General features: G+C 72.0%; 20 protein-coding genes. 5 read left to right on the top strand and 15 right to left on the bottom strand.

Annotated elements, in window-relative coordinates:
- Positions 1 to 162 precede the first annotated feature (162 nt).
- Positions 163 to 1,527, top strand: a complete 1,365-nt coding sequence (locus tag ACZ39I_RS29000) for a nucleobase:cation symporter-2 family protein (protein ID WP_467247637.1) — start codon at positions 163 to 165, stop codon at positions 1,525 to 1,527.
- On the opposite strand, the gene ACZ39I_RS28995 is transcribed toward ACZ39I_RS29000, so the two are convergent.
- Positions 1,512 to 2,318: a chitosanase gene (locus ACZ39I_RS28995; protein ID WP_467247636.1), complete on the bottom strand. Its 807-nt coding sequence runs from the start codon at positions 2,316 to 2,318 to the stop codon at positions 1,512 to 1,514. The genes ACZ39I_RS29000 and ACZ39I_RS28995 overlap by 16 nt on opposite strands.
- A complete protein-coding gene (locus ACZ39I_RS28990) occupies positions 2,318 to 3,115 on the bottom strand; it encodes a helix-turn-helix domain-containing protein (RefSeq protein WP_467247634.1) in 798 nt (265 codons plus the stop codon). The genes ACZ39I_RS28995 and ACZ39I_RS28990 overlap by 1 nt, the downstream gene beginning before the upstream one ends.
- An 87-nt stretch (positions 3,116 to 3,202) precedes the next feature.
- Between ACZ39I_RS28990 and ACZ39I_RS28985 the strand changes: the two genes are divergently transcribed.
- Positions 3,203 to 4,072, top strand: a complete 870-nt coding sequence (locus ACZ39I_RS28985; RefSeq protein WP_467248069.1) for an NAD(P)H-binding protein — start codon at positions 3,203 to 3,205, stop codon at positions 4,070 to 4,072.
- A 152-nt stretch (positions 4,073 to 4,224) separates the two neighbouring features.
- Here the strand turns inward: ACZ39I_RS28985 and ACZ39I_RS28980 are convergent, their stop codons facing one another.
- The gene (locus tag ACZ39I_RS28980) at positions 4,225 to 5,655 is read right to left on the bottom strand and encodes an MFS transporter (RefSeq protein ID WP_467248067.1); all 1,431 of its coding nucleotides are present in this window, start codon (positions 5,653 to 5,655) and stop codon (positions 4,225 to 4,227) included.
- 112 nt (positions 5,656 to 5,767) lie between these two features.
- Between ACZ39I_RS28980 and ACZ39I_RS28975 the strand changes: the two genes are divergently transcribed.
- Complete coding sequence (locus ACZ39I_RS28975; RefSeq protein ID WP_352381559.1) at positions 5,768 to 6,163, top strand: winged helix-turn-helix transcriptional regulator; 396 nt, start codon at positions 5,768 to 5,770, stop codon at positions 6,161 to 6,163.
- A 1-nt stretch (position 6,164) separates the two neighbouring features.
- Here ACZ39I_RS28975 and ACZ39I_RS28970 read toward each other — a convergent pair whose 3' ends face one another.
- The 5 genes from ACZ39I_RS28970 to ACZ39I_RS28950 all read right to left on the bottom strand — a co-directional run bounded on the left by ACZ39I_RS28970 (position 6,165) and on the right by ACZ39I_RS28950 (position 11,613).
- Positions 6,165 to 6,587: an acyl-CoA thioesterase gene (locus tag ACZ39I_RS28970; RefSeq protein WP_467247633.1), complete on the bottom strand. Its 423-nt coding sequence runs from the start codon at positions 6,585 to 6,587 to the stop codon at positions 6,165 to 6,167.
- 57 nt (positions 6,588 to 6,644) lie between these two features.
- Positions 6,645 to 7,268: a hypothetical protein gene (locus tag ACZ39I_RS28965; protein WP_467247632.1), complete on the bottom strand. Its 624-nt coding sequence runs from the start codon at positions 7,266 to 7,268 to the stop codon at positions 6,645 to 6,647.
- A gap of 294 nt (positions 7,269 to 7,562) precedes the next feature.
- Positions 7,563 to 7,955: a hypothetical protein gene (locus tag ACZ39I_RS28960; RefSeq protein WP_467247630.1), complete on the bottom strand. Its 393-nt coding sequence runs from the start codon at positions 7,953 to 7,955 to the stop codon at positions 7,563 to 7,565.
- Positions 7,956 to 7,973: 18 nt separating this feature from the next.
- Positions 7,974 to 10,310, bottom strand: coding sequence for a hypothetical protein (locus ACZ39I_RS28955; RefSeq protein ID WP_467247629.1), 2,337 nt, complete (start codon positions 10,308 to 10,310; stop codon positions 7,974 to 7,976).
- Between the two features lie 94 nt (positions 10,311 to 10,404).
- Positions 10,405 to 11,613 (bottom strand): pyridoxal phosphate-dependent aminotransferase, encoded by a 1,209-nt coding sequence (locus tag ACZ39I_RS28950; protein ID WP_403665246.1) that lies wholly within the window; start codon positions 11,611 to 11,613, stop codon positions 10,405 to 10,407.
- Positions 11,614 to 11,700: 87 nt separating this feature from the next.
- On the opposite strand from ACZ39I_RS28950, the gene ACZ39I_RS28945 reads away from it, so the two are divergent.
- On the top strand, positions 11,701 to 12,327 hold the full coding sequence (locus ACZ39I_RS28945) for a winged helix-turn-helix transcriptional regulator (protein ID WP_467247623.1): 627 nt from the start codon (positions 11,701 to 11,703) through the stop codon (positions 12,325 to 12,327).
- A 61-nt stretch (positions 12,328 to 12,388) separates the two neighbouring features.
- On the opposite strand, the gene ACZ39I_RS28940 is transcribed toward ACZ39I_RS28945, so the two are convergent.
- From ACZ39I_RS28940 to ACZ39I_RS28930, 3 genes are read right to left on the bottom strand one after another with little or no spacing between them, the layout of a single operon-like run.
- The gene (locus tag ACZ39I_RS28940) at positions 12,389 to 13,201 is read right to left on the bottom strand and encodes a hypothetical protein (RefSeq protein WP_467247622.1); all 813 of its coding nucleotides are present in this window, start codon (positions 13,199 to 13,201) and stop codon (positions 12,389 to 12,391) included.
- Complete coding sequence (locus ACZ39I_RS28935; RefSeq protein WP_467247621.1) at positions 13,201 to 14,460, bottom strand: VWA domain-containing protein; 1,260 nt, start codon at positions 14,458 to 14,460, stop codon at positions 13,201 to 13,203. The genes ACZ39I_RS28940 and ACZ39I_RS28935 overlap by 1 nt, the downstream gene beginning before the upstream one ends.
- A gap of 45 nt (positions 14,461 to 14,505) precedes the next feature.
- Positions 14,506 to 15,993, bottom strand: coding sequence for an IucA/IucC family protein (locus ACZ39I_RS28930; protein WP_467247619.1), 1,488 nt, complete (start codon positions 15,991 to 15,993; stop codon positions 14,506 to 14,508).
- A gap of 92 nt (positions 15,994 to 16,085) precedes the next feature.
- On the opposite strand from ACZ39I_RS28930, the gene ACZ39I_RS28925 reads away from it, so the two are divergent.
- Positions 16,086 to 17,594: an IucA/IucC family protein gene (locus ACZ39I_RS28925; RefSeq protein WP_467247617.1), complete on the top strand. Its 1,509-nt coding sequence runs from the start codon at positions 16,086 to 16,088 to the stop codon at positions 17,592 to 17,594.
- A 29-nt stretch (positions 17,595 to 17,623) separates the two neighbouring features.
- Here the strand turns inward: ACZ39I_RS28925 and ACZ39I_RS28920 are convergent, their stop codons facing one another.
- The 4 genes from ACZ39I_RS28920 to ACZ39I_RS28905 form a co-directional block, all read right to left on the bottom strand.
- Positions 17,624 to 18,280, bottom strand: coding sequence for a hypothetical protein (locus ACZ39I_RS28920; protein ID WP_467247615.1), 657 nt, complete (start codon positions 18,278 to 18,280; stop codon positions 17,624 to 17,626).
- The gene (locus ACZ39I_RS28915) at positions 18,277 to 19,167 is read right to left on the bottom strand and encodes an ATP-binding cassette domain-containing protein (RefSeq protein WP_467248065.1); all 891 of its coding nucleotides are present in this window, start codon (positions 19,165 to 19,167) and stop codon (positions 18,277 to 18,279) included. The genes ACZ39I_RS28920 and ACZ39I_RS28915 overlap by 4 nt, the downstream gene beginning before the upstream one ends.
- A gap of 121 nt (positions 19,168 to 19,288) precedes the next feature.
- Positions 19,289 to 19,600 carry an STAS domain-containing protein gene (locus tag ACZ39I_RS28910; RefSeq protein WP_467247613.1) on the bottom strand — a complete coding sequence of 104 codons (312 nt, stop codon included), beginning with the start codon at positions 19,598 to 19,600 and terminating at the stop codon, positions 19,289 to 19,291.
- 38 nt (positions 19,601 to 19,638) lie between these two features.
- Positions 19,639 to 20,082: DUF5994 family protein (locus ACZ39I_RS28905; RefSeq protein ID WP_467247611.1), on the bottom strand; the 444-nt coding region annotated here is incomplete at its 5' end.

The following is a 20,082-nucleotide window of genomic DNA, read 5'->3' as shown; positions in this document are numbered from 1 at the left end:
CCGCACGCCGGGTTCCATGGCGGCCGTGCCCGGGGCGCGTGTTGGACGCACGCGCCCCGGAACGGTCTCCGTTCCCGGTCCCGCACGACCACTCGCACCACCTCCATGAAACCCACGGCACCGCCTTTCGGCAGCCGTGTAACCGCCCGGAGGCGAGCCGCAGTGTCAGTCCACCCCGTCGACGAAAAGCTCCCCGCCCTGAAGATGGCGACCACCGGCCTCCAGCACGTGGCCGCCATGTACGCCGGAGTCGTCGCCCCGCCCCTGATCGTCGGCGCGGCCATCGGCCTCTCCGCCGCCGACCTCACCTTCCTCACCGGCGCCTGCCTGTTCACCGCGGGCCTCGCCACCTTCCTGCAGACCCTCGGCATCTGGAAGATCGGCGCCCGGCTGCCCTTCGTCAACGGCGTCACCTTCGCGGGCGTGGCCCCCATGACCGCCGTCGTCGCCTCCATGGACGACAAGTCCGACGCCCTGCCCGTCATCTTCGGCGCGGTGATCGTCGCCGGACTCCTCGGCTTCCTCGCCGCCCCCTTCTTCAGCAAGGCGATCCGCTTCTTCCCGCCGGTCGTCACCGGGACCGTCATCACCCTGATAGGCGTCTCGCTCCTGCCGGTCGCCTTCGGCTGGGCACAGGGCCCCGACCCCGCGGCGCGCGACTACGGCTCTACGACCAACCTGGGCCTGGCCGCGGCGACGCTCGGGATCGTGCTCGTCCTACGACGTTTCACCCGAGGCTTCGTCAAGCAGATCGCCGTACTGCTCGGCCTGGTCACCGGCACACTCCTCGCGATCCCCTTCGGCGCGACGGACTTCGGGCCCGTCACCGACGCGGCCGTCGTCGGCTTCCCTACCCCCTTCCACTTCGGCGCCCCGCAGTTCCAGCTCGCCGCGATCCTCTCGCTGTGCGTGGTGATGGTGGTCTCCATGACCGAATCCACCGCGGACATGCTGGCGTTGGGCGAGATCGTCGAGCGCCCGGCCGACGAACGGACCATCGCCGCGGGCCTGCGTGCCGACACTCTCGGCTCGGCGCTCAGCCCCCTCTTCAACGGCTTCATGTGCAGCGCCTTCGCCCAGAACATCGGCCTCGTGGCGATGACGAGGATCCGCAGCCGCTACGTCGTCGCCACCGGCGGCGCCTTCCTGGTGCTGATGGGCCTGTGCCCCATGGCCGCCTCGCTCATCGCCGTCGTCCCGCGCCCGGTGCTCGGCGGCGCCGGAGTCGTCCTGTTCGGCTCGGTGGCCGCCAGCGGCATCCAGACCCTGGTCAGGGCGGGCCTGGACAAGGACAACAACGTCCTGATCGTCGCCGTGTCGCTGGCCGTCGGCATCATCCCGATCACCGCGCCGGAGTTCTACCACGCCTTCCCCGAGACCGCGAGGATCGTCCTGGACTCGGGGATCTCGACAGGCTGCGTCGCCGCGGTGGCGCTGAACCTGGTCTTCAACCACCTCGGCCGAGGCGAGGACGCACGCGAGGTCACCCACCCCATGGAGGCCGTCCCCGCTCAGCCGATCTCGTAACTGTCCCCGTACACCTTCCACTTGAGCGGCGGGTCCAGGTCGAGATTGCCCTGTTCCAGGAAGACCCGCTGGGCCGTCTCGACCCGGCTGACGTCACTGTGCGCCGCCTCCTGCTTCATCGCCCACACCCGGGCGTCCAGGAAGGCGTGCAGGTAGGCGGTCTGGGCACCGCCGTCCGCCGGGGTGGCCGCACCCCGCCGGGCCCGGTCGCGGATGCCGCCGAAGCTCAGGGCGTCGGTGCCGGGGCCGTGCATGACCATCGCGTCGTAGTAGACGAACTGGCCGAGCGTGCCGAGACCGTCCTTCTTGGCACGCGCGACCGCCGGGTCGAAGTAGCCGCGGTCCCGCTCGTCCCGCTGTGCCTGGCGGAACGCGGATGTCTGCGCCGCTTCCCGCCAGGCCGCCGGAAACCCCGGGTCCAGCCCGTCGTGCGAGTCGGTGCCGTCCACCGCGCGCAGGGCGGGCAGATACGGGGCCAGCGGGTTGTCGGGGACCCGCTGCGTGTACAGCTCGACCAGCGCCAGCATGTCGCTCGTACCGGAGCAGAAACCGATGATGCCGGCGGTGTAGCCGCGGCCGTCCCCGATGTCCTCGAGGTAGGCGTACTGCGCCTGCCAGTCCAGCGAGGAGTTCTCCGCACTGGACACCAGCCGCATCGCGAGGTCCTTCTTGACCGGGTCGTCGAGCCCGGTCGGGCCCGCGGCCCCGGCGGACGGCCACCGGGAGCTCAGCACTCCGGCTCCGAGGGCGGCGAGCAGGGTGCGGCGGGCGGCGGTTCTGCGAAATCGCATCACAGGCTGTCGATCGTCTGGCAGGAGCGGGGAGCGGGAAGCCGTCCGGTGAGGTACGAGCGCGGCGGGACGCCCATCAGGGTGCGGAAGTCGGACGTCATGTGGGACTGGTCGTAGTAGCCGGTGACGGCGGCCAGTTCGGCGGAGGCCAGCTCGGAGGCGTGGGCCAGCACCGCGCGGACGCGGTCGATGCGGGCGTAGTGCTTGGGCGAGAGCCCGACACCGTCGCTGAACAGGTTGCGTAACTGGCGCTCGCTGACGGCGAGTTCACGAGCAACCTCGCTGACCTGACCGGGTGGGTGACCCGAGCGGACCGACAGCGCGGCGACCGCGGCCCGCAGCAGTTCGGCGCGTGCCCGGTCGGCCGCGGTGGGCAGCCGGTCCGGAAGGACGTCCGCGAGCCGGGCGACCACGTCCTCGGGCTCCAGCTGCCCGAGCTCGTACGCCAGTCGCCGCGCGGTGGGCCCCGGCAGCGCGCTCAGCGGCACGATCCGCCCGACGAGGTCGACCGCGGGGACGCCCAGCAGCGCGCGGGTCGTGCCGGGCGCGAGGCGCACCTCCACGCAGGACACGTCTGTCTTGCCCCGGTAGTACGTGGCCCGGACGCGCGGTCCCGACACCAGCAGGGTCGGCCGGCCCCGCGCCTCGCTGCGAACGATCACCTTGGTCGAGGGGTCCGGCAACTGGACGAACGGCTCCCGCGGATCCGTTTCCACGGCCAGGGCCCCGATCCCGGCGATCCACGGACCCGGCGCATCGGGGGTGCGCCGGGCGTGCTCGGAAACGGAGTTGGTCACGCCTCCACCGTAAGCGCGGAGGCGGGGGGTCCGGGCGCGCGAAACGTGCCGGAATTTCCTATCGGCCGGGCCGGTGCGGCACCCATCGTGGTGGCCATGATCCTGGTCACGGGTGCCACGGGCACCATCGGAAGCGATGTCGTACGACGGCTCGTGGCGCGCGGCGAGAAGGTGCGCGCGCTCACGCGGGACCCTGGCGGGGACCGGCTGCCGCCCGGGGTGGAGGCGGTCGGGGGTCACCCTCGCGACCTCGACTCCGTGGCAGCGGCCATGGCGGGCGCCGACGCCGCCCTCCTCGTCGGCGTGTTCGGCCCGGAGGACGCCGACACCGACGGGGGGATGGTGCGGGCGGCCCGGGCGGCGGGCGTACGGCGAGTGGTGAAGCTCTCCGCGATCAGCGCGGGGGATCCCAGGACGGGTCTGGGCGGCATCGCGCACGGACACGGCGAGGAGGCGGTCCGGGACAGCGGCCTGGAGTGGGTGATCCTGCGGCCGTCGTCCTTCGCGTCGAACACCTTGAGCTGGGCCGATGCGCTCCGCTCTGGTGAGCCGGTCCCGAACATGCTGGGAACGGGCCGGCAGGGGGTCGTGGACCCGCGCGATGTCGCCGAGATCGCGGTCGCGGCACTGGTGGGTCCGGGGCACGTGGGGCGGACGTACACCCTGACCGGCCCCGAGACGCTCAGCCCCCACGACCAGGCGGCCGCGCTGGGGGAGGTGCTCGGCGGCCGGGTGGAACTCCGTGACCTGACCCCGTCCCAGACGCGTGAACTGCTGCTCGCCTCGGGCTGGAGCGAGGAGTCCGCGGAGGGGATGCTGCGCAGCGTCCGCTTCGTGGCCGAGGGCGGCAACGCGGTGGTCACCAGGGACGTGGAGGAGGTGCTGGGGCGTCCGGCGCGGACGTATCGGGAGTGGGCCCAGGACCACAAGGGGGCGTTCGGTGGGGGTGGAGGCTGACGGTTGTGCGTCGGCTGCGGGGCGGTGGGGGCTGGTCGCGCAGTTCCCAGCGCCCCTGGTGGGTGCAGTCACGGCACCTGCCGGGTACTGGTGACCAGCCGCGATGTACCCGCAGCCGCGACACGGCACAACGAGGTACAGGCGAAGGCGGCTCAGACCTTCCCTCGCGGCCGGAGCACCACCGCAGCCAAGACCAACGCCCCCACCGCGATCCCCGCTCCCACCCGGAACGCCAGCTGATATCCCTCCGCCGTCGCCGAGACCACCTCGACCCCGTCGGCCAGCAGCCCCTCCGTCCGACCCGCCGCCAGCACCGACAGCACCGCCAGCCCCAGCGAACCCCCCACCACCTGCGTGGTGTTGAACAACCCGGACGCCAGCCCCGCGTCCTCCTCCCGCGCTCCCGACATGGCGAGCCCGGTCAGCGCGGGCATGGCCGCGGCGAACCCGACGGACAGCAACAGCAGCGGCGGAAGAACGTCCGCGACGTACGAGCCGTCGGCCGGCGCACGGCTCAGCAGGGCCATCCCGGCGACGATGAGGCCGAGCCCCGCCAGCAGGACCCGGTACGGGCCGAACCGCCCGATGGTCCGCGCCGACAGCCCCAGCATCAGCAGCCCGATCACGACCGGCGCCGGCAGGAACGCCGTGCCGGTGAGCAACTCGCCGAAGCCGAGGACGCGTTGGACATACAGCGCACCCAGGAACTGGAAGCCGTACATGGTGGCGATCATCAGGATCTGCACGGCGTTCGCGCCGGACAGCAGTCGGGAACCGAACAGCCGGAGCCGCAGCAGGGGACGGGCGGCACGGGCCTGGCGCAGGGTGAACGCCGTGAACAGGGCGACGGCGGCCAGGGCCAACGCCGGCGTGGTGGCCGGCCCGCGGTCACCGGACCCGACGATCACGTACACCGTCAGCATCAGCGCCCCCGTCACCAGCGCGGCCCCCGGGTAGTCCGCGCCCCGGCCGAGCCCTTCGCCGGCCTCCGGAGCGAGCACCCGAATCGCCGCCACCAGGGCGACGATCCCGATCGGCAGGTTGATCAGGAAGATCCAGTGCCAGTTCAGTGCCTGCGTCAGCGCCCCGCCGAGGAACGTGCCCAGCGCCCCGCCTCCCGCGCCCACCGCGCTGAACACCGCGATCGCACGGGCCTGTTCACGAGGCTCGGGGAACAGCGCGACCAGCATGCCGAGCACCACCGCCGAGGTCATCGCCCCGCCGACGCCCTGCAGGGCACGCGCCGCGATCAGCGTGCCCTGGCCGGTGGCCACCCCGCACAGCACGGACGCCGCCGTGAACACGGCGAGCCCCGCCGCGAACATCCGCTTGCGCCCGACCAGGTCGCCCAGCCGGCCCACCAGCAACAGCAGGCCCCCGAACGGGATCAGATAGGCGTTGACCACCCAGGCGAGGCCCGGCCCGGAGAAGCCGAGGTCGCTCTGGACGGCCGGCATGGCGACCGTGACGATGTTGCCGTCCAGGATCGTCATGAGTGTCCCCGCGCACAGGACGACCAGGGCCGTCCAGCGGGAGTACGTTCGGTGCGGCGCTGGTGTCGGGGTTTCGGCGACGGTTGTCATGGCGGGCGTGGCCTCCGCGTTCTCCATGGATTCCGGCAACTGGCTTTGGTGCACGACTTGTAACGGGCAACATCGTCAGTGACCATGGAGAGCGGTGTAAGGAGGCAGTTCGATGTCCCAGAGGAACACCGGTGTAACCGTGCAGGTCGTGAACGCGCACGCGTGTCCGGTGCGGGAAGTTCTTGACAGGGTCTCCGGCAAATGGAGCGTGCAGATCCTCGTCGCCGCAGCCCACGGGCCCATCCGTTTCACCGAGTTGGAGCGCAGCATCGAGGGCATCAGCCGCCGCATGCTGACCCTGACCCTGCGCAACCTGGAGCGCGACGGTCTTGTCACCCGCACCGTCCATCCCACGGTGCCGCCCCGGGTGGAGTACGAACTCACCCCGGTCGCCCGCGATTTGCACGAGACCCTGCAACGCCTCACCGACTGGGCGGAGCGCAACAGGGTCTACATCGCCGAGGCGCGGGCGCACTACGACGCCGAGCGGGAACCGGAGCCGGCCTGAGCTACAGCCCGAACAGGCCCGGGTCGGCGGCCAGTTCCTTGAAGACCTCGACGGGCTGCTCGACCAGTCGCCGCTCCTTGAGATCCATGATCCCGCCGACCGCCGTGATCTCGGCCGCCACCGTGCCGTCCTTCTTGCGGATCGTCTGCTGTATGCGGAACGTCTTGCCCCCGCCCCACTCGAAGGCGCAGGTCACCTCCACCTCGTCGCCCGCCAGCAGTTCGCGCCGGTACCGGATGGTGGTCTCCAGAGCCACCGGGCCCACTCCGCTGCCGATGAGCCCGGCCTGGGTGATCCCGGCGGCCTCGAGCAGCGACCAGCGGGCGTGCTCCGCGTAGTTGATGTACACGCTCTGGTTGAGGTGTCCCTGCACGTCCGTCTCGTACCCGCGGACGGTCACCGGCACGGAAAACGGTTCGCTCATGCGTCAATCCCCTCTCAGGCAACGGCAGTTGCTGCACCCGATCCTGACATGTGCCCCCTACACCCGGCGCGGCGAGGCCAGCAGGTACCGGGCCCTGGTCCGCGGTTCGGTGTACTCGCCGACCTGCCAGCCGGCCTTCTCCAGGGTGGTCGCGCAGGCCCGCAGCGCCTCGCCGTCCGGCGCGTGCACGGCCACGGCCTCGGGCTGCGGGGTCGCGCGCACCCGGTAGCCGGACGAGCCCCCCGCTTCCGGCGCGTGCCCGGCCGCCTCCAGGGCGAGCGCCGCCGCCTGCACGAGATGTGCGCGTTCCCAGCCGCAGGGCCGGTCCGTCGACCCGTCCGGGTTGGTCATCCGGCGCAGCTCCAGCAGCCCCTGCCAGGCGCTGTGCACCTCACGCGCCCGGGCCGGACCGCTCTCCGCGGGCTCCTCGGTGCCGCCGATGTGCGCGGCGAACACGCCGGTGGCCGGGTCGGCGGGCCGCTCGGGCTCCTCCTCGACCGTCTCCCGTATGCGGTGCCCGGCCGGGGTCAGGAAATGGTCGTGCGGCGGCCGGGGGTGCCGGAAGGCCAGCCCGCGCTTCACCAGCGCGTCCAGCTGGGCCTCGGTGCCCCTCAGTCGCCCGGTGACGGGATCGGCGGCGTCGATGACACGCCGCTGCGCGGCGGTGGGCGGTCGCGTCACGGCGTGCTCCTTCCGGGGGAAGGGCCGCACGACGGACCGTACGGATCACTGACCCCTCCGCTTCGAAGGCTACGACGGGGGTCTGACATCCCTCCCGGCGATCACCGGCGGCCCAGGTTCCGCCCCCCCGGCCTGAAAGGGGACAGGCCGAGCCGACGGGCGGTGAGCATGAGCAGGAAAGGGCGGGCGCCACCAGCCCGACGCACCCCTCGGTCTTCGCATGCGCCGCGTCCACCTCGGCCGGCACGTGGTCGGCCCGCCCACCACAGCACCGTGCCACACGGCACCCCCGCCTCACACCCCCGGCAACCCCTGCACCGACTGCGCGAGTTGTCCCACCGCGACGACCAGCGGTGTCACCGGCTGTACGAACTCGTTGAGGCGGTCGAGGGCCCGTCGCAGGACCGTCGGCTGGGGTTCGGGTTCGTCGAGTTCCTCGCGCAGGCGGCGCAGTTCCCTGCCGGTCGCGTCGGGGTCGGCGAGCGCCGCCCGGTGTTCGGTCAGCAACTGCTCGACGTGCGCGAGGAGTTCGGCCGTACGCTCGGCGTCCTGCGGCTGGAAGGAGACCGTGCCGGAGAACGCCTGGGCGCGGTGTCCCACGGCCTGGTTGCCGACGTAGTGGGTACCGCCGCTGATCATGACGCCGTTGTTGACCGGAGGGTCCTGACGCCGGTCGTCGTTGCCCATGATGAGGACCTCCTCGGACTATGTGCCGGAGCCGCCGACGGCACCCGGCGCCGCCGCACCGGACTGCTGCTGGGGGACGTTCTGCGTGGCGGTCGCGCCGGTACCGATCGCCTGGTTGCCGATGATGCTCGTCCCGCCCTGCTGAATGAGGCCCTGATTGAGGATGGTCTGCTGCTGGGCGCGGAAGTCGGCGATGTCGTAGCCGCGCGCGGCGAGGAACTCACGGATCGCGGCGAAGGTGTGGCGCTCCACCAGGGACGTGATCCGGGTGGCGTCCACGACCTGGAAGTAGTTGTGGTAGTCCGGGCTCAGCGCCAGCTCCCGGATGCTCATCCGGGCGCCGAAGTCGTAGACCGGGTCCTGCTCCAGGGCCTTGAGCTCGTCCGTCATCCGTCTGCTGTGCCGCTCGTCGAAGTAGCTCTGCCGCAGCGCCCTGAAAGGCGCCGCGTGGAACGCCTTGCCGGTGCGGGGGACGGCCTCCAGCAGCAGTTCGCGCCGCGCCGCGGGGGAGAGGGGACCGCGCAGCCGGTCCACGACGTGGTACTCGGCGCGCACCGGAGCGAGTACGTGGTTGCTGCAGTGCAGGTGGAGCGTGCGTCCCGTGGTCGAGAAGTGCAGGAAGACGCTCGGCACCACGTCCCCGCCCCACAGCGGGACATGCACGGCCAGATAGTGGCGGACGGCCCCGGCGGGACGCTCCGTGATCCGCTCCACCTCGTCGGCCGACAGCCGCGCGGCCGGGGCGAGGCTCCTGGTCCTGATGAACCGCTCGTCGTCGCCGATGCTCGTGCCGCTCGCGAAGACCCGGTCCTCGACGACGAGGGAGGCGAGGGACTCGGCGACATCCGCCGGCGTCCCGTCGGCCGTGCCGTGGGTGGCGGTCGCCCGCAGTCGCGCGCGTACGTGGTCGACGAGTTCGGTGACGGTGAACGGCTCAGGGTCGGCAGGGCGGCGCGGCACCCCTGCCACGGGGTTGCCTGCGGGCAGCAGCGGCACGCTGAGCGACCACTGCGAGGCGGCCTCCGCGTAGCCGATGAAGGGTGTGTACCCGCTGTACACCGTGACGTTGCCGTCCTGCGCCTCCCTGATGGCCGTCAGCCGCTCGGCCATCCACTTCCGCCGCGGCACGGTCGGCCGCGGCTGCCGGGCGAAGGCCTCGCGGGTCATGGTCGTGCGCAGCAGCCGGTCGACGGCGAGATCATGGCGTACGACCGTGACGTACGCGCACGCCACCACCGCGACGGACAGCAGCACGGCCGGTACCCCGGCCAGATAGGCGCCCAGCAGCCAGCTCACGAAGCCGGGGGCGGGCAGCGCCGAGACGAGGACACCGAAGGCGAAGGCGACGAGCACCGTGATGCCGGCCGTGATCGCCGTACCCACCAGCACCCTGCCCTCGGGCTGGTGCCGGCCCCGGGTGGCCCGGCTCGGCCGGCCGCCGGCCCGCCGGCCGGCCGACAGGAACACCGTGACGAACGCCAGCCACAGGGGCGCGAACACCGCCAGGACGGCGAAGGCCGCGGTCAGCCGCAGGTCGCGGGAGCGGCGCAGCTCCTGGGCCGTCAGGCAGTGACGTACCACCGTCACCAGGTCGACGTCGGGCGAGGCCGCCACGGCGCCGGCCTCGTCGGCCAGGAGGTCCTCCACCACTCGCTCGGCGAAACTCTCGTCGATGTAGGCCGCGGCGCACAGATACCGGGTGACATCACCCGGCGCACTCCCGACCGGCATGTGGACCGGCGCCGTCGTCATGCCGAGCCCTCCCTCTCTCCAGCGGCGGAGCGGCGCCGTGACGGCGCCGACGGAGCTCCTGGCCCGGATCCCCGGCAGGCCGCCGGTCAGGAGCACGAGCAGCACGCCCGCCGCCAGGCCGAACAGCAGGCCACCGGGCAGCAGGTAGTCGAGCATCATGTCGGCCGGCGCCAGCGGCACCTCGGGCACGAAGGTCCTGTGCAGGCCCCACCACAGGAGGTTGGAGGCCACCGAGACCGACACACCCACGACGAGACAGCGGAGCAGGCCCGGCTTCCCGCGGAGCGACATCCGCCACAGGAAGAAGGCGAGGGCCGCCAGCAGGAACAGGACGGAGAGGTCGTTCACGACCAGTGCGGACGTGGTGCCGTATCGCGCGTCCGACGTGTCCCAGGCTGGGACGAACGCCGCTTCGAGCAGTCGGCGCAGGTTCTTGCTGTCGGACCCCTCGATGTAGAACTTCCGCTCGTACAGGTCCCTGACGGGCCCCTGCACCCACGGGCTGCCGAAGAGGCCGACGCTCAGGACGAGCAGTACGACACGGATGCGTAAGGCCGACGGTGCCGATGGCGTGTCCGAGGCACGGCGACGAGACGAGAACACCCGGGATCCCCCCATCCCCCGACCCTGCGGATCAGTGGCCGCACTCTATGGCATCCCCGCTCTCCCCGACCATGAATCCCCGCAACACCACCAGCTACTGCCGGTATCCGCTCAGGAACCGCCCGATCCGCCCGATCGCCGCCTCCAGGTCCTGTGCGTGAGGCAGCGTCAGGATGCGGAAGTGGTCCGGGGCAGGCCAGTTGAAGCCGGTGCCCTGGACGACCTGGATCTTCTCCCGCAGCAACAGGTCCAGGACGAACTTCTCGTCGTCGTGGATCTTGTGGACCTTGGGGTCGAGACGTGGGAATGCGTACAGCGAGCCCTTCGGCTTCACGCATGTCACACCGGGGATCTCGTTGAGCTTCTCCCAGGCCACCGTGCGCTGTTCGTACAGCCGGCCGCCGGGCGCGGTCAGCTCGTGGATGGACTGGCGGCCGCCGAGCGCGGCCTGGATGGCGTACTGGGCGGGGGCGTTGGCGCACAGCCGCATGGAGGCCAGCATGGTCAGGCCCTCCAGGTAGCTCTTCGCGTGCTGCTTGGGGCCGGTGACCACCAGCCAGCCCGAGCGGAAGCCCGCCACCCGGTACGTCTTCGACAGGCCGCAGAAGGTCAGGACAACCAGATCGGGGGCGAGGGCGGCGACGGAGTGGTGCACGGCGTCGTCGTACAGGATCTGGTCGTAGATCTCGTCGGCGAAGACCATCAGGCCGTGCCGGCGGGCGAGATCGAGGATGCCCTCGATGATCTCCTTCGGGTAGACCGCGCCGGTGGGGTTGTTCGGGTTGATGATGACGACGGCCTTGGTGCGGTCCGTGATCTTCGAGGCCATGTCGTCCAGGTCCGGGTACCAGTCGGCCTGTTCGTCGCAGAGGTAGTGGACCGCCTTGCCGCCGGCGAGGGTGGTGACCGCGGTCCAGAGGGGGAAGTCGGGGGCGGGGATGAGGATTTCGTCGCCGTCCTCGACGAGTGCCTGTACGGCCATCGAGATCAGCTCGGAGATGCCGTTGCCGAGGTAGACGTCGTCGACGTCGACCTCCAGGCCCAGCGTCTGGTAGCGCCCCGCCACGGCCCGGCGGGCGGAGAGGACGCCCCGGGAGTCCGTGTAGCCGTGCGCCTTGGGGAGCATCCGGATCATGTCCTGGAGGATCTCCTCCGGCGCCTCGAAGCCGAACAGCGCGGGGTTGCCGGTGTTGAGGCGCAGCACGCTGTGGCCCGCCTCCTCCAGTGCGTCGGCGTGCTCGATCACCGGGCCGCGGATCTCGTAACAGACCTCGCTGAGCTTGCTCGACTGCCGGAACTCCATGCGCTGCTGCCTCTCCGGTTACCTGTGTTGCTTGGTTTTACCAAGTAGGAGCTTGGAAAGTCCAACAACTTGTCTAGACTGCGTCGCATGTCACCTCGCCGAAGCTACGACCAGTACTGTTCCGCGGCCCGCGCCCTGGACGTCGTGGGCGACCGCTGGACCCTGCTGATCGTCCGGGAACTGCTGGCTGGCCCGCGCCGCTACACGGACCTGCACGCCGACCTGCCGGGCGTGAGCACGGACGTACTCGCCTCACGGCTGAAGGACATGGAACGCGACGGCCTGACCACCCGACGCCGGCTGCCCCCGCCCGGGGCGGCCTACGTCTACGAACTCACCGACCGGGGACGCGAGTTGCTGCCCGTGCTCCAGGCCCTCGGCGCCTGGGGCGGCCCCGAACTCGGCGACCGACGGCCCACCGACGCGGTGCGCGCGCACTGGTTCGCGCTGCCGCTGCTGCGCTCGCTGGAGGGCGAAGGACTCGTCGAAGTGCGGTTGGAGGAGGGGGAGTTCCACCTGTATGTCGGCACACAGGACGGCCCCGCGTACGGCGAGGGACCGGCCCCCCAGGAGCCCGACGCCCGCCTGGCCCTGGACGCCGAAACCTGCGAGGCCCTCAGCCGGGGCGAGTTGAGCCTGCCGGACGCGGTGCGGACCGGCCGGGTCGAGGTGACCGGGGACGGCACGATCGCGAAGCTGCTGCGGGCGGGGTGACGGAAGAAGGCCCGCCGGAGCGGGCCTTCTTGATGAGTCGTCAGATTCTGTCGCGCAGCCGTCAGGCTCCCGGCGGTACCCGGGTGGGTCGTCCCGAGCCGCGGGTCAGTGCGTAGCCGCCGACCCCGGCCAGCGCGGCGAGCGCGCCGCCGATCGCGGTCCACACCCAGCGGTCGGACCACCAGCCGGAGGACCAGCCGTCCTCGGGCTCGATGGCGGACAGGACGGCGGAGGAATCCTCGGAACCGTCCTTCTCGGCCTCGGACTTCACCGCGATGCCGGGTACCAGCGGCTCCGCCAGCGAACCGTCCACCGCGGCCGAACCGCCGATGTCCTTGGAGTCGACCCGGACTTCCGTGCTCACCGGGAGTCCCAGGTCGGCCGTGGTGAGGCCGACGGCCGTCAGCCGGACGTAGTACGTGCCCGGCAGCGGGTCGTTGGCCCAGGTCTCCGACCAGGCGCGGACCGTGCGCAGCGTGCAGGCCAGCTCCACCGAGGGCGCGTCCGCTGCGGCGGTGCGCGTCTGGGCGCCGTACTGGCAGGACTGGCGGCGGCGCAGACCGTCGTACACGTCGATCTGCCAGGTCTGCGAGGCGTGCGTGTCGGGCAGCTTCACCGTCGCCTTCACGGTGGGGCGCTGTCCGGCGTCCGCGGGGAACGACCAGTACAGATAGTCGCCCGTGGAGCCGCTCGCCGTCGCGGTCCGGCCCTGCTCGACCTCGGTCGCCGTACGGAACGACGTGCCCGCCTGGGTGGGCGCGTCACCGTCCGCCGAGGCCGAATCCGTCGGCGTCGGCGAGGAGTCGGCCGCCGCCGGTGCGACGGCCAGCCCCAGCATCAGCAGGGAAACGCTCAACGCGCGTGTGATCCGCATCAGTTGGTCCTCCAGACCGCGACCCGCCAGCGTGACAGCCAGCCCCACAGCAGACCGGCGACGAAGCCCGCGAGAATCAGCGCGCCGAGCAGCCACCAGCCGCGCCCGAGGCCGAAGGAGGCCACGTCGCTCGCGTTCGACGGCCCGTCCACGACGTCGACGGTCAGCTCGAGGGGCAGACCCGGGGTCGTCTTCACCCCGGAGGCCGCCGAGAAGGAGTTGGTGACCTGGAGACACACGGTCTCGGCCGAGGCGTCGTCACGGTCGGCCCTGGGGTATCTGAGCCCCGTCGAGATCACGTCCGTACGGCCGTTGCCCGCACCCTCGCCGCGCACGATCTCCCGGCCGTGCACGGTGACCGCCCGCAGCAGCACCCCGTAGGAGGGGTTCACGGCCCGGTCGGCCCCCACGCTCACCGAGGCGCGCAGCTCCTGGCCCGGTTCGACGTCCACCCGGTACCAGCGCTGCTGGGTGAACTCCTCGCGGTCGGTGTACAGCCCGGACTTCAGCGTCGGGGCGGTGGCGCAGGTGCCGGCGCCCTCCGTGGCCACCGGCGTCACCACCGGGTCGGCCGCGCGGTCCACCAACTGGTTGACCTTGTCGGTGAGTTCGTCGGCGTGCTCGACCGAGGTGTAGGTACCGCCGGTCGCCTCCGCGATGCAGCTCAGCTGCCGCCGCATCTTGGTGTTCGGGACCAGACCGAGGGTGTCGATGGTCAGCCCGACGCCCTTGGCGGCGATCTCGCGGGCCACCTCGCACGGGTCGAGCGGGGCGCAGGTGTCCTCGCCGTCGCTGATCAGCACGATCCGCTTGGAGGAGGCGCTGTCGGTGAAGTCACCGGCGGCCTTCAGCAGTGCGGGGCCGATCGGTGTCCAGCCGGTGGGGGAAAGGGTCGCCACCTGCGTCTTGGCCTCGGTACGGTCCAGCGTGCTGACCGGGTAGAGCTGGGCGGTGTCCTTGCAGCCCGTCTTCTGGTTGTCGCCCGGGTAGTTGGCGCCCAGGGTCCGGATGCCGAGCTGGACCTCTTCGGGCGTCGCGTCCAGCACCTCGTTGAAGGCCCGCTTAGCCGCCGCCATCCGGGTGCCGCCGTCGATGTCCGCCGTCCGCATCGAGCCGCTCACGTCGAGGACGAGATCGACCTGAGGCGCGGTGCCGCCCGTTGGTTCACCGGCGACCGCCGCGACCGGGGAGGCGACCCCGGCCGTCAGGGCGGCGAGCAGGGCGCACACTCCCGCCGCCAGCCGTTTTCTTGTGATCATCGCCGGATCCTATTGATCAGGTGCGCCGGGCTCCAAAACGGCCGCTCACAGCAGGGGGTTGGGCAGCTGGGTCCACTGGTCGCCCGGCGCCCCCGGCGACAGCCGCATCAGCGTCAACGCCTTCGCGGGCAGCGGCTGTTCGAGCAGCGCGGCCAGATCCGGCGTGCGCGGCAGCTCTCGCACGGCCGTCTCCAGCGCCCCCCGCAACGCCGTCGCCGAACCCGCCGTACCCGCGAGGGCACCCGCCACCAGGGAGCCGAACAGCTTGCGCCGCAGGGTCGTCACATCGTCCGTGACGATCCGCCCGGACAACGCGGGAACCTGGATGCCGTGCCGCGCGAGCCTGGCCGGGCCGACCCGGATGTCGGCGAGGTCCCGGTAGACAAGCCCGAGCGGCGCGCCCGACTCGGACAGGACGACGAGGAGGTTCTGGCCGTGTGCCTCCAGGGCGACGCCGAGTTCCAGGAGCCGCAGCCCCGCCGTGAGGGCCAGCCGGGCGAACTCGGCCAGCCATGCCGGGGATCGGGGCAGCTCGGTGGTGGCGAGGGCCGCCACGGGCAGCACCCGGTCGCCGTACACCTGGGGGGACTCGCGCACCACGGCCGCCAGATCGGGCGAGTCGGCCGTCACCGCCCCCAGCGTGCGGGTGAAGTGCAGGAGGCCGTCCATCCGTTCCGTCAGGGTCTCCGCGAACTCCGAGAGGATCGCCGACATACCGATCGAGTAGACGGAGATGTCCCGCACCGAGGACGTGAGCCGGGCGCTGAGCGCGGTCTTCACATGCGGTCCGCCGCCGGCCAGGGCGAGGGTGCGCAGCGACATCAGCGGATGCGCGTCCAGGCCGTCGGCGACGGTCCGCTTCAGCACATGTTCCGCCTGCCACGGATGCACCGGCAGCAACAGCCGCTCCCCGTCCCGCATCTCGGCCGGCCACGCCCCCGTCACCAGGCACTCACCGGCCGGTACGGGCACGAGCCCCAGCCGTACCAGCGGCCGGTGCTCCGGCCCGTAGGCCAGCTGCTCGGCCACCGAGAAGCCGGGCCGGGAACGGCAGTTGGGATGGTAGGGATGCCCGTCGACGACCCGCTGCTCCCACTCCCAGTCGCGCACCGGCCACTCCTCGGGGCCCGGCGGCTGCCTTGCCCTCGACAGCGCCAACGACGCCACGCTGTCGGCGAGTTCGACCGCGAAGTCCGCGCCGTGCGGTACGCCGAGGGCGGTCATCAGGCACGCCGGATCGTCGTGCACGACCTCGTCGAGCCGTACGGCGGTGACCTGGGCGGCGGTGGCGAACGGGTCAGGGTGCGGGCCGTGCAGCCGGCGTCCGTCCGACAGACGCAGCGTGAGCCCCTCCCGGCCCGCCTTCCGCGCGGCGACCCAGGGCAGCGGCTCGTGCGTGAGCCCCCGCCACAGCCGGGACAGCACGGCCGCGCGGGCGCCGGGCAGCTCGGCCGCGTACCGCGCCACGAGGTCGGGGCGCAGGACGGCCAGCTCTTCGACGAACCGGGCCTCGGCGGCGCGGGGACGGTGCACGGGCGGACTCCTCGGGTACGACTGGTGTCACAGCGGGACGGAGACGGCAGACATACTGATCGTCATCGCCCCGGATGAACCGTAGAGAACGAGTGAAACGCGTGGATCTCCTGCCCCCGCCGGCCGGCACCTCCGTAGCCCGCCGCGCCGACGCGTACGCGGCAGCGCCCCTGCTGAACTGCCTGCTGCGCGAGGTGGCCGTGCCGCTCCCGGAACCCGGCGAGCGCCCGGTGTACCGGCTGCCCGGCGGGCGGCTGCTCAGGGTGCGGGGCGATCGGCGGCCCGCCGAGCCCGAGGTGTACACGGCGGGCGGCTGGCGGCGGATCGGTCACCCCGAACTCGTGAAGCTCGTCGCCGAGGAACTCACCCGCCACACCGGAGTGTCCAACCACGAGCTGCCCGCCGAGATGATCGACAGCCGGGACGCGGTGGCCGCCCTGCTCACGGCCAGGGACCGGACGACGGTGCCCGGCGACCCGTATCTGCGCTCCGAACAGTGCCTGGTCACCGGCCATCCGCACCACCCCGCGCCCAAAGCCCGCGGCGGTGGTCCCGCCGCCGCCTGGCTGCCGTACGCCCCCGAGGCCCATGCCCGTTTCCCGCTGGTCCTGCTCGGGGTGCGCGAGGACGCCGTCGTCGAGGAGGGCGACACCGCGGCCCTCGACGCGCTCGGCGAGGCCCCGCCCGGCTACCGGCTGCTGCCCGCCCACCCCTGGCAGCTCGACCTGGTGTCCTGCGCGGAGGCCTTCGAGGACGGCCGTCTGATCCGGCTCGGCACGACCGCCTTCGAGACCTGGCCGACGGCCGCGATCCGCACGGTGTACGCCCCCAGCCGGGATCTCTTCCTCAAGTTCAGTCTCGACGTCCGCATCACGAACGACATCCGCCGGCTCTGGCGCCACGACCTGCTCGGACTCCGCCGTACGGATGAAGCGGTCGCGAGCGCCTTCGCCGCGAGCCCCGGCTGCGCGGCCTGGCTGAGCGACCGCGGCTACCGCACCGTCGACTTCGCCTTCGAGGAACTCGCCGTCCTGGTCCGCGACGGACTGCGCGGCCATGTCCTGCCCGGGGCGACCCCGCTGCTCGCCGCCGCCCTGGTGGAGGGTTTCGAGGGCAGCCCGCTCGACGGCACCCGGGATCCGGCGGGCTGGTGGGAGGCGTACCTGGGCGCGGTCGTCCCGCCCGCCCTCGCGGCCTTCGCCGACCACGGCGTCGTCCTCGAGGCGCATCTGCAGAACACCCTGGTCGCCGTGGACGCGGACGGTACGCCCGTGCAGGCGCTGTTCCGGGACGCCGAGGGCGTGAAGCTGCTGCCGGACGTGTCGCGCGAGACCGGATGGGAGCGGCTGGTGTACTGCCTGGTCGTCAACCACCTGTGCGAGATCGCCGCGGCCCTCGTCGAACGCCACCCCGGCTTCGACCCCTGGCCGGCCGCCCGCCGCGAACTGTCCCGCCAGTCCCGCCACGACCTCCCCGAAGCCACCGCCCTCATCACCGCGCCCACCCTCCCCGGCAAGACGAACCTGCTGCTGAGGTGGACAGGGGCGGACGGGGCGGACGCTCGCTACCTGCCGCTGCCGAACCCGCTGGCCGGCACCTGACCCGACGGCGGCCTGCTCCTCCGCCGGCCTCAGTTCCTTCTGAGGCCGACGGCCTGAGCGATCGCCACCGCGCCCGCCAGCACTCCGGCGGCGACGGCGAGCAGGACACCCGTGGACCCGAGGAGGTCCGCGGAGTCCGAGGCGTTCTGCAGGTCCCCGAGCAGGATGTTGACCGGCGAGACGCCCCTGCCCAGCAGGGCCGCGAGCAGCAGGACCAGGGCGGCCGCGAGTGCGTAGCCCTGGTGCCGGAAGAGCGGACGCGAGCAGAGCACGCCGATGGCGACGCCGGTCACGGCACAGGTGAGCTGTGCCTCCACGCCCAGCACGGCGTCGGCCGCCGTGAAGGTGTGGGACCCGAACAGCAGCGGCAGGAGCAGTCCCGCCACCGTCAGCGGCAGGCACCACAGCAGGGCCGTGGCCACCGACCCGAGCAGCACCCGTAGATGGCTGCCCGCGCTGACGACCACGACCGAGCGGTGCGCCGGGTCCTCGAGGCCGATCAGTGCCATGGTCGACCAGACCGAACACACCAGCATGGCGCCGGCCGCCGAGCTGTAGGTGGCCGCGAGCGGGCCCGAGTCGCTGCTGGTCAGCACCGCGAGCAGTCCGACGAACAGCAGCAGGGGCGCGAGGAAACGCTGGGACAGCAGCAGCGCCGTGACCATGTAGCGGATCAGGGCGATCACCGGGAGGAGGCCCTCCTCGCGGCCGGGCGGGAGGCATGGGCGTCGTGGGCGTCGTCGGCCCTCGCGACACCTTCTACCGACCATCGGTGCCGCAGTGCCGTGAGCAGGACGGTGTCCGAGTGCTCGCGCGTCACCCGCAGGACGAGCGCCCCGCCCCGACGCGCAGCGTCCAGCACGCCCGGCAGGTCGTACCAGCTCACCTCGGTGGGCGGGACACCGGTGGGCGGCGCCGTCAGGACCAGTTCGACCTCCGGGGGCCGCCCTTGTGCACGCGCCCCGTCCCGCGGGGTGACCCGGCCGTCGCCGAGTACGTGGACGCAGGTGGCGTGTATCCGGGTGATCGCCTCACGATGGTCGGTGAAGACCACGGCCCCGCCCCGGGCGGCCACCTGCTCGATGAACTCGGCCAGAACACCGTGGGCCGAGGCGTCCAGACCCGACCAGGGCTCGTCGAGGACCAGCAGATCGGGTTCGACGAGCAGCGCCTGGGCCAGTGCCACCTTCTGCGCGTTGCCCTTGGACAGGGTGCGCAGCGCGGCGTCCGGGCCGCCCACCAGGGCCAGGCGCTCCAGCAGCAGACCCGCCCGGACGCGGGCCGCCGACCCCGGCAGACCGCGGATCCGTCCCATGTGGGTGAGGTAGGAGAGTGCCGACATGCGGTCGGGAGCGGTGAAACGGTCGGGTACGTAACCGATGTGCGGCGGGCGGCCCGAGACGGTTCCCGAGGTGGGCCGAGACAGTCCCACGAGGATCCTCAACAGAGTCGACTTCCCGGAGCGGTTGCCGCCGACCACCGCGAGGACGTCTTCGGCCGAGACCTCCATGTCCACGTCTCTGAGGATCCAACGCCCTCTGCCGTAACGCTTGGTGAGCCCTTCGCACCGCATCGAGGACCGCAACAGACCGACCCCTCATCCGCTGTCCGGTGTACCGCCGGACCACATTGTCCTCCAGCGACAGGGCGGGCGGGCCGCCACGGCTGTCACGCCCGGTCGGCGGTCCCGGGCGTCACAGGAGCACTCGATCGGAGCCGGTGTCCGCGAGGAGTCGCGCGGTCTGCGGGGACGGGTGGTGCAGGCGCAGGGACGTGTCGCGCTCGGCAGCGTGCCGCGACGCGTCGAGGAAAACGCGCAGCCCGCTGGTGTCGCAGCGGCCGACGGTGCTCAGGTCGACGTCGATGGTGGTGATGCCGTCGTGCAAGCACCGGTCCAGGGCGGTCCGCACCTGGGGCGCGGTGGCCCGGTCGATCTCACCGGCCAGGGTGATCAGTGCCCGCGCGCCCCGGTCGTGCCGGTAGATGTTCAGCCGCGGAAGAGTCATGGTGCCTCCGTTCGTCGACTCCGGTCGCCACTGCCGGTTCACATACCGACGGTCGGGCGGCTGTCCCGACCGGGCTGATGCGGGACGGCTGTGGACGCCGCAGCGGCGCCGCCCTCGGACTCCCAGGCCTCGTCAGGTTCCAGCGGTTCGTCGGTGGCGGTGGCGATGGCGGTGGCGGTGACGTTGTGCCGGGTGTCCGCGGTGATGAGGGCGCTCGCGGTCAGGGGCGGGCCGTCGTGGTCGGACGCGGCGGCCATCAGCCGGGCCGCCGACTCCGCTCCGGTTTCCGGCGGGATGATCAGCAGATCCCAGCGGCCGGTGCCGTAGGAGAGCAGGAGCAGCTTGTGCGGGTCGATCTCCGGGGTGAACCAACCGACCTTGACCACGTGGCCGTTCGCGGAGATCTTGCGCGGGATGACGGGCCAGTGCTCGGGGTTGACGGCGATGCGCGTGATGCGGCCCCACAAGGGATCCAACGCGTC

This window comes from Streptomyces sp. NPDC024687, from assembly GCF_055559055.1.
This window is presented reverse-complemented; position numbering and strand designations above follow the sequence as displayed.